Source organism: Actinomadura sp. HBU206391, from assembly GCF_014323665.1.
GTDB lineage: Bacteria > Actinomycetota > Actinomycetes > Streptosporangiales > Streptosporangiaceae > Actinomadura_C.
The window spans coordinates 1-7,784 of sequence record NZ_JABVEB010000246.1 but is presented as its reverse complement, the minus strand read 5'-3'; the positions used below and the strand labels follow the sequence as shown (position 1 = coordinate 7,784).

Sequence of the window (7,784 nt, the reverse complement as noted above, 5' to 3'; positions counted from 1 at the left end):
GGCGGAGCCGTTCCGGCTCCGTGCGATCCAGGCGAAAGGACGTGCTGTGGAAGAGGACCCCGCAACCCTCGAGACCATCGACGGGAAGCCGGTGCTGAGGCTGGAACGACGACTCGCTCACTCCCCGAAGAAGGTCTGGCGAGCCATCACCGAGCCGGACGAGATGGCGCACTGGTTCCCCGCCCGAGTCGAGACGGAGCTGAAGGTCGGCGCGGTCATGCGCTTCACCTTCGAGGGCCAGGTACTGGGACACCCCGACGGCCACTTGGTGCGCTTCGAGCGCGACCTGGTGTGGCGACCGGCCGCGGACATATGGGCCGCGCTCATCGGAGGTGAGGGCACCACGGAGGATGCGCGTACCACGCGACGCGACCTGGCCGTGGGCGCGCCGCCTCCGCCTGCGTCCACCACCGACGACGTGCCCGCCGGTCCGCTCACGGCGGTAGACCCGCCGCACCTGCTCGAATACACCTGGCGACACGAGGGCGCACCTGCCGGGCGGGTCCGCTGGGAGGTCCTCGCGGACCCGAAGTCCGGCCATCGGATCGTCGTCACCCAGACCGTCCCCGCACGGCTGGCGGATCTGCTGCCGACCGCGCTCGCGGCGCGGCAGACCCACCTCGAGCTGCTGTTCGCCACGCTGTTCGGATCTTCTCGACCCGTGCCGGCCGAGCGGACCAGAGAGCTCGAGAAGATGTACGCGGATCGGCTCGGCTGATCGCATGCCCGCCGGCGCGTCCTCGGCGGGCGGGCCATCGGACCGCCCGCCGAGACGGCGCGCGTCACGGTTTCGGGTCGCGCGCGTCGTAACGCGCGAAACCAGGCCATCGCGCGAGGAGCAGCAGCATCACCACGACGCAGGCCATGCCGCCGCTGACCACGGCGAAGGCCGGTGACGTCAGCTGGGCCACGGAGCCGGACTCGAAGTCTCCGAGCCGCGGGCCGCCGGCCACCACCACGATGAAGATGCCCTGAAGCCTTCCGCGCATCTCGTCGGGTGCGGCGACCTGCATGATCGTATTACGGAAGATACTGCTCACGCTGTCGGCGCAGCCCGCCGCCGCGAGGAACAGCAGGCCCAGCCAGAGCTGCCGCATGAGTCCGAACCCCGCGATGGCCAGCCCCCACGCGATGACCGCCCACACCACCGCGAGACCGTGCCGGTGCACGCGGCTCACCCATCCGGACAAGACCGCGCCGGCAAGCGCGCCCACCGCGGGAGCCGACGTCAACAGCCCGACCGTACGGGCGTCGCCGGCGTAGAAGCCCACCGCGATCGCGGGGAACAGCGCACGCGGCATACCGAAGATCATGGCCGCCATGTCGGCCAGGAAGCTCATGCGCAGGTTCGGCCGCTCGCCGAGGAAACGCAGCCCCTCGAGAACCGAAGCGCGCCCTTTGCGCACTCCCTCCGGGCGCATGGCAGGCAGCCGCCACATGGCGTACAGGGTGGCGGTGAAGGCGACGGTGTCCACCAGATAGGCCGCCTGGTAGCCCCATACGCCGATCAGGACCCCGCCGAGCATCGGTCCTGCCGTGAAGCTGAGATTCATGCTCACGGTGGCCAGAGCATTGGCCGCGGGAAGCTGTTCGGCCGGTACCAGCCGGGGGATCATGGCAGACCGGGCGGGGGTGCTCACGGCGTAACACACCGCCTGCAGCGCCACCGCCCCGTACAGCAGGAGGACTTGGGGCGACTCCGCCATCGCCAGCACCGCCAGCACACCGGAGAGCAGAGCCAGCCCGAGCGAGCCGACGAGGCCGAGCCTGCGCCGGTCGACGGTGTCGGCGATCGCGCCGCCGTACAGCCCGAAGACCACGAGCGGAACCAGTGAGCACAGACCCACCAGGCCGGTGGCGAAGGTCGAATCGGTGAGCGCGTAGACCTGGACCGAGACGGCCACGGCGGTCATCTGCTGCCCGATGGACGAGACCGTGTGACCGAACCACAGCCGCCGGTAGTCGGCGCTCGTCTTCAGCGGCGTCAGGTCGGCGAAGGCGGCACGGAAACCTGTCGTCAGCCTTCGTGGGGTGGGTCCGGGTTCGGGTTCCAAAGGGACAGGCGCGTCGCCCTGTTTCTGGTCGTCCTTACCCGATGACACCCGGATACGCTATATGACGGAGTTCGCTCAACAGACCGATGGTGGCTTTGGAGGACATGTGCTCTCGACGGACGCGGCGATCGCCGTACTCGGCCCCGGCGGCGTCGGCGGGCTCCTCGGCGGTCTCCTGGCGCGCGGCGGCCGACGGGTCATCTTCCTGGCCCGGCCCGACACGGCGGCGGCTCTGCGGCGCGACGGTCTCACCGTGCGCAGCCGCAGGTACGGAGACTTCACGGTGCCCGTCGACGCCCGGACCGAACTCGACGAGCCCGTGGAGGCGTGCCTGATCGCCGTCAAGCAGACGACGCTCGCCGCCGCCCTGGGCAGCCTGCCGCCCGACGTACTCGGCGATGGACTGGTGGTGCCGCTGCTCAACGGCACCGAGCACATGGCCGCGCTGCGCGAACGCTACCCGTCCCCGCAGGTGATCGCCGGTACCATCCGCGTGGAATCGACCCGGATCGCGCCGGGACGGATCGAGCACGCCAGCCCCTTCGCCGCCATCGAGCTGGGGAGCCGCACCACACCGCGCGACCGCCTGGACGGGCTCGCCGAGCGACTCCGTGCGGCCGAACTCGATGTGACCGTGAGCGACGACGAGACCGCGATGCTCTGGAACAAGCTGTCGTTCCTGGCGACGCTGGCGCTGCTGACCACCCACGCCGGCGCGGCCATCGGAGAGGTACGCGAGGGCCGGCGGGAGGAACTGCTCGCCGTGGCCCGAGAAATCGCCGCCGTGGCCGGTGCCGCCGGCGGGACGCTGGGCGCGGAGGATGTGGTCACGACGCTCGACCGGGTCGACGCGGGGATGAAGTCGTCCATGCTGCGCGACGCGGAGGCGGGCCGGGAGCTCGAGCTCGACGCGATCGGCGGCGCGGTGCTGCGCGCCGCCGAGGTCCACGGCCTCGACGTACCGGTCACCGCCGCCCTCGTCGCCGATCTACGCGACCGCGAACGACTGCGTACGTCCTCGGGCGTTGGCTCGGGCTCCGGCTCAGCGCCGGGGTCGTCGTCGGCGTCGGCGTCGGACTCGTCGGAGGGGTCGCCCTCGTCCCCGGAGCGCGCCGGAGCCTGACACGCCGATCCGGCGGAGGCCGTGCACGAAGGGCCGGGGGCGCTCAGTGCCGGAACGCCCAGTCGAGCCGTGGCTCCACCGCCCAGCGGAACGCCCGGCGGGCCGGTCTGCTCCCCGTCGCGAAGACCAGCATCACTCCGAGGACCGTCACGACGGCGAGGCCGCCGACCGCTCCCAGCTCACGTACCCGCGTGTACCAGCCGGCGTACGTCGCGCCCAGGATGACGAAGCCGTGCAGCAGATAGACGTACATCGACGCGGCGCCCAGCTCGGTGAACCAGGTGCGGCGGGCGGGCACCAGCGCGAGGAACGCCGCCGTCATCACCAGTCCGCACATCAGCACGGCCGCCCGTACCCCGAACGAGGCCAGGAAGGAAAGGCCGAGCTGATCGCCTGGGTGGCGATAGTGAATCCACTCGGGGTTCACGTGCGGCTCGGCCAGCGCCGCGGTGACGGTGGCCGCTCCCGCCACCAGCACGGCGGCGATGCGCGCCGGCCGCGTCCGCAGCAGCCTGAAGTGGTCCTCGGTGAGCAGCAGGCCCCCGACGAAGAAGGGCAGGAATCCGAGCGTCCTCGTCACCACTGGATCGGGCAACCGGACCACGGCGGAGACCAGGGAGATCACCACCGCGATGACCAGCGGAAGACGGAGTTGCTGCCACAGCGGGGTCGACAGCCGCCACATCAGCAGCGCCAGCAGGAACCAGGTGAGGTAGTACGGCGACAGCGGGCTCCAGACGAACGCCGCGCCGCCCAGCATGCTCACGTAGAGGGGATACGCCGCCGCGAAGAGAAGGTAAGGGACGGCCACACCGGTCATCAGGGCGCGGACCTTCCCTCTCTTGACCGCGAAGGACCGCGAGAAGTGACCCGCGATGACGATGAACAGCGGCATGTGGAACGTGTACACGAACAGGTGCGCGGTGTCGCTCGGCCGCAGTCCCTCCAGCGGGCCCCAAGCGTGCCCGATGACCACGAGGACGACGGCGAGGAACTTCGCGTTGTCGAAGTAGGGGTCGCGAGGCCGGGGCGGCGCGCGGTCGGAGCTCCGCTCGCGAACGGACGGTGGCGGACTGGCCTCGGCGGGAACCGGCATCACGACCCATCCATTCGCGGACATATCGCTCATAAACGAACATAATTCCGCGACGAGGAGGCGAGCCCAGGGTTCCGTGAACGCCGGACGAACATCGGGGAGCGACATGCCGCACGCCCGCCATCGGCGGTCGAGCCGGCGGCCGTCCTCTGACCGGGCCGAGCGGGTCCGCGTCAGCCGTCAGTTGTGATCGCCTGGCGCCACTCCACCGGGCTCGACAGCACCAGCATGCTCGACGGCTGCCCGTACTCCGCCAGACGGTCGATGAGGATCTCGAACTGCGGCATGGTGGGCACCGCCACCAGCAGCACGCAGCATGCAGCGCCCGTGACCCGGTGGAGCTGCAGCACCTGCGGCCAGTTCACCACGTCGGGGTCGCGCAGGATGCAACGCGGTCCGTAGCACTGGACCTGCACGAGTGCGGTGACAGGCCGGCCGATCCTGGCGAGGTCGACATGCGCGTGGTACCCGGTGATCACCCCGTCCGCCTCGAGCCGCCGCACCCGTTCCGCCACGGCCGGGGACGACAGCTTCACCCGGCGCGACAGCTCGTTGAAGGAGAGCCGCGCGTCGCTCTCCAGCTCCTCCAGGAGCCGGCGGTCCACAGCATCCATGTGATCTCCCGATTGGAAACCGAAACCCACTTTGACATTTCATATGTTAAGCCAAACCGGCCAACCAGGTTGCGATGCCCATTCCGTAGGGCGATGAACCGTCGCAGAATGGATGTGATCAACAGATGTCAACAGGGGGTCACAATGGCGCATGGGCGGCACACCACGATCGTCGCCGAGACGGCGGGCGATCCGAGGCTGTCGTTCGGCCCCGCCGAGACCCCGTACTCCGCGTACGCCCACATCGATGCGCTCCACCGCCTGCAGGAACCGAGCAGCGGGGTGTCGGCGGAGATGTCGTTCATCGTGACCACGCAGGTCATGGAACTGCTGTTCGGGCTGCTGGAGCATGAGTGGACACAGGCGCGGCAGGAGCTGCGGGCCGACGATGTTCCGGGTGCGGCGGCGGCCCTGCGACGTGGGCTCCACGCCCAGGACGTCCTCGTAGCCTCCTGGGACCTGCTCGCCACGCTCACTCCGGTGGAGTTCAACGCCTTCCGCGACCGCCTGGGTGAGGCGTCCGGATTCCAGTCCGCCGCCTACCGCAGGCTGGAATTCATGATCGGCAACAAGTCAGCGGCGATGCTGCGACCACACGCGGGCGTTCCCGAGGCGCACGCCGAACTCTCCGCCGCCCTCCGCACGCCCAGCCTGTACGACGAGGTGCTGGCACTCCTGCACCGGCGCGGACTCCCGATCCCCCAGGCGAGACTGGACCGCGACTGGGCCTCCCCCTACGAACCGCATGAGGACGTGGAGACGGCGTGGCACACGGTCTACGTCTCGGGCGCCGAACACCGCGATCTGGTCGAACTGGCCGAGCTGCTGCTGGACGTCGCCGAGCGGATCACACGATGGCGGCAACGACACTACGCCTCGGTGAAACGGGCTATGGGCGCCAAACCCGGCACCGCCGGATCCAGTGGCCTCGGCTGGCTACGGCGCGCTGTGGATCAGGACGTGTTCCCTGAGCTGTGGTCGGCCCGTACCGGAATATGATCACCCCGCCGTCGCCGGCAGGCGTGCACAAAGAGGTCCTGGATTCCGCTAGAGTTAACGCACCGGGGCACCACCGCCCGGTGAACAGCAAGCGGACGTGGCTCAGCTGGTAGAGCATCACCTTGCCAAGGTGAGGGTCGCGGGTTCGAATCCCGTCGTCCGCTCGAAGAGGCCGAGCAGTGCGGGCCTCGCACTGGTGGAGTGGCCGAGAGGCGAGGCAACGGCCTGCAAAGCCGTGTACACGGGTTCAAATCCCGTCTCCACCTCGACTGCTGTCAGTCCCGGGCGATTAGCTCAGTGGGAGAGCGCTACCTTGACACGGTAGAGGTCACTGGTTCAATCCCAGTATCGCCCACCACTGTTTGCGCAGGTCAGAGGCCCTGTCCCTTGTTTGGGAGGCGGGGCTTCAGGCTTGTTCGGGCGATATCCGGGCGATGATCTTATCGCCCTCGATCGTCTCAGCCTGATGCCGCGCCGTGATTTCGTTGATCTTGTTGTTCATCTGCGGGAGGAACGCGATGAGCTGCTCTCGCTCCCGGTCACGCAGAGCCAGCAGTGAGTCCTCCCACCGCTGTTGCAGCACGTGCAGGATCCGTTGTCTGGTCTCCGGTGTCACGTGCTCGTACACCCCGGCCATCCCAGGCATCTTGTGACCGAGCCGGGCGGCCCGCCCGACCTCGTTGATGCCGTCGTCGGCCAGCCAGGTCCGGTGGGTGTGGCGGCCTTCGTGGAAGGTGAACCCGGGCAGGATAGGCGGGATCCGCCCGGCAGGGTCGGTGTGCTCGAGGTCACCGTCCCAGGCCGGCCGCCAGAACCGGCGCCCGAAGTTGCTGCGCCGCAGGGTGCCGCCCTTCTCGCCGACGAACACGAAGGCGGTCTGGCAGTCGTCGAGCAGTGCCTCGTACAGCTCCGCCAAGAAGGGCGGAAGCTGCACCCAGCGTTTGCCCGCCGGGGTCTTGGTGCGTTGAGCCTTCACCAGGTGCCCCCGGACCTCGGCCAGTGGTTCGGCGACCCGGATCGCCTTGTTGATCTCGTCGTACTCATGCGGCTGACTTCACCGCCGTCGACCTGGCGGCCTGAATGACTGCCACGAGTATGGATGGCGATAGCGGGGGAGGCAGAGCCCGGTGATTGGAACTGACGTTGCGAACGCGAACGATCCGCTTGCCGGTCTGGACAACGTTCGCTGGGATCTGGCCTGGGACTGCAACCGCGACGTTGACCAGGTGCCAATCTTGCTGCGGCTGCTCTGGCAAGGTGATCGGGATGCGGTCGGTCAACTACGTGACCGGCTCGCTTTGCTGAGCCCGATCGGTGAGCACGTGAGTCCGGCGACCTCCGTGGCGGTGCCGTTCCTGCGGCGGCTCGCATTGCACCCACATACCCGCGACCGGGTCGCCGTCGTCGCCTTGCTCATCCGCATCACACAGCACGCCATCGAGTGGAGACCCGCGACGCTGTACGGAAAGGACATGACACATGTGGGTGAGGAATGCCGGAAGGCCTTGCGCGTCCATCCAGCCAGCTGGTTCGACATGCTCGAGCACCCAGACCGCTCTTTGCGCCGACATGTCCTTGTGTTGTTGGTGCTCGTGTCGCAAAGCATCAAAACCGACGTGCGGATGTGGGACCTACTGCTCGACGCCGACAGCCGGGATCTGCTCGCCGAACGGGCGGTGGCCCTCGCGTACAAACAGGCCCGCTACGACTGGCGCCTACGGGGCCGCTTGGAGGATTGGCTCCTGAACGGACCAGGCTTGGTCGAGTGTGACGAGGTAGAGGCCGCTTGGGATTACCTCATAGCCCCAGACCCCGACCACTTCTGGGGGATGCATCGGATCCCCTACTGGATCGACGAAGGCGACGTCGCCGCCGCTCGCGCCCTTATGGAAGAGGCT

General features: G+C 68.6%; 8 protein-coding genes and 3 tRNA genes. 7 read left to right on the top strand and 4 right to left on the bottom strand.

The features are described 5' to 3' along the window. A partial coding sequence (locus tag HKK72_RS32860) for an SRPBCC domain-containing protein (RefSeq protein ID WP_315987571.1) occupies positions 1 to 718 on the top strand: 718 nt, incomplete at its 5' end. Positions 719 to 782: 64 nt separating this feature from the next. Here HKK72_RS32860 and HKK72_RS32855 read toward each other — a convergent pair. Beyond that, a complete protein-coding gene (locus HKK72_RS32855; protein ID WP_222721431.1) occupies positions 783 to 2,102 on the bottom strand; it encodes an MFS transporter in 1,320 nt (439 codons plus the stop codon). Positions 2,103 to 2,160: 58 nt separating this feature from the next. Between HKK72_RS32855 and HKK72_RS32850 the strand changes: the two genes are divergently transcribed. Further along, the gene (locus HKK72_RS32850) at positions 2,161 to 3,177 is read left to right on the top strand and encodes a ketopantoate reductase family protein (protein WP_222721430.1); all 1,017 of its coding nucleotides are present in this window, start codon (positions 2,161 to 2,163) and stop codon (positions 3,175 to 3,177) included. A 43-nt stretch (positions 3,178 to 3,220) separates the two neighbouring features. Here HKK72_RS32850 and HKK72_RS32845 read toward each other — a convergent pair whose 3' ends face one another. Beyond that, the gene (locus HKK72_RS32845) at positions 3,221 to 4,273 is read right to left on the bottom strand and encodes an acyltransferase family protein (RefSeq protein WP_187238318.1); all 1,053 of its coding nucleotides are present in this window, start codon (positions 4,271 to 4,273) and stop codon (positions 3,221 to 3,223) included. A 173-nt stretch (positions 4,274 to 4,446) separates the two neighbouring features. After that, positions 4,447 to 4,887, bottom strand: a complete 441-nt coding sequence (locus HKK72_RS32840) for an Lrp/AsnC family transcriptional regulator (RefSeq protein WP_187238317.1) — start codon at positions 4,885 to 4,887, stop codon at positions 4,447 to 4,449. A 144-nt stretch (positions 4,888 to 5,031) separates the two neighbouring features. Between HKK72_RS32840 and HKK72_RS32835 the strand changes: the two genes are divergently transcribed. From HKK72_RS32835 to HKK72_RS32820, 4 genes are all read left to right on the top strand, one after another. Further along, complete coding sequence (locus HKK72_RS32835) at positions 5,032 to 5,886, top strand: tryptophan 2,3-dioxygenase (protein WP_187238316.1); 855 nt, start codon at positions 5,032 to 5,034, stop codon at positions 5,884 to 5,886. Positions 5,887 to 5,977: 91 nt separating this feature from the next. Beyond that, positions 5,978 to 6,050 (top strand) — tRNA-Gly (locus tag HKK72_RS32830). 31 nt (positions 6,051 to 6,081) lie between these two features. Next, positions 6,082 to 6,152, top strand: a tRNA-Cys gene (locus HKK72_RS32825). A 17-nt stretch (positions 6,153 to 6,169) separates the two neighbouring features. Further along, positions 6,170 to 6,244: transfer RNA gene (locus HKK72_RS32820), tRNA-Val, on the top strand. A gap of 48 nt (positions 6,245 to 6,292) precedes the next feature. Here the strand turns inward: HKK72_RS32820 and HKK72_RS32815 are convergent. Continuing rightward, positions 6,293 to 6,862 carry a tyrosine-type recombinase/integrase gene (locus tag HKK72_RS32815; RefSeq protein WP_315987570.1) on the bottom strand — a complete coding sequence of 190 codons (570 nt, stop codon included), beginning with the start codon at positions 6,860 to 6,862 and terminating at the stop codon, positions 6,293 to 6,295. A gap of 151 nt (positions 6,863 to 7,013) precedes the next feature. On the opposite strand from HKK72_RS32815, the gene HKK72_RS32810 reads away from it, so the two are divergent. Then, on the top strand, positions 7,014 to 7,784 hold a 771-nt coding region (locus HKK72_RS32810; RefSeq protein WP_410050367.1), incomplete at its 3' end, for a hypothetical protein.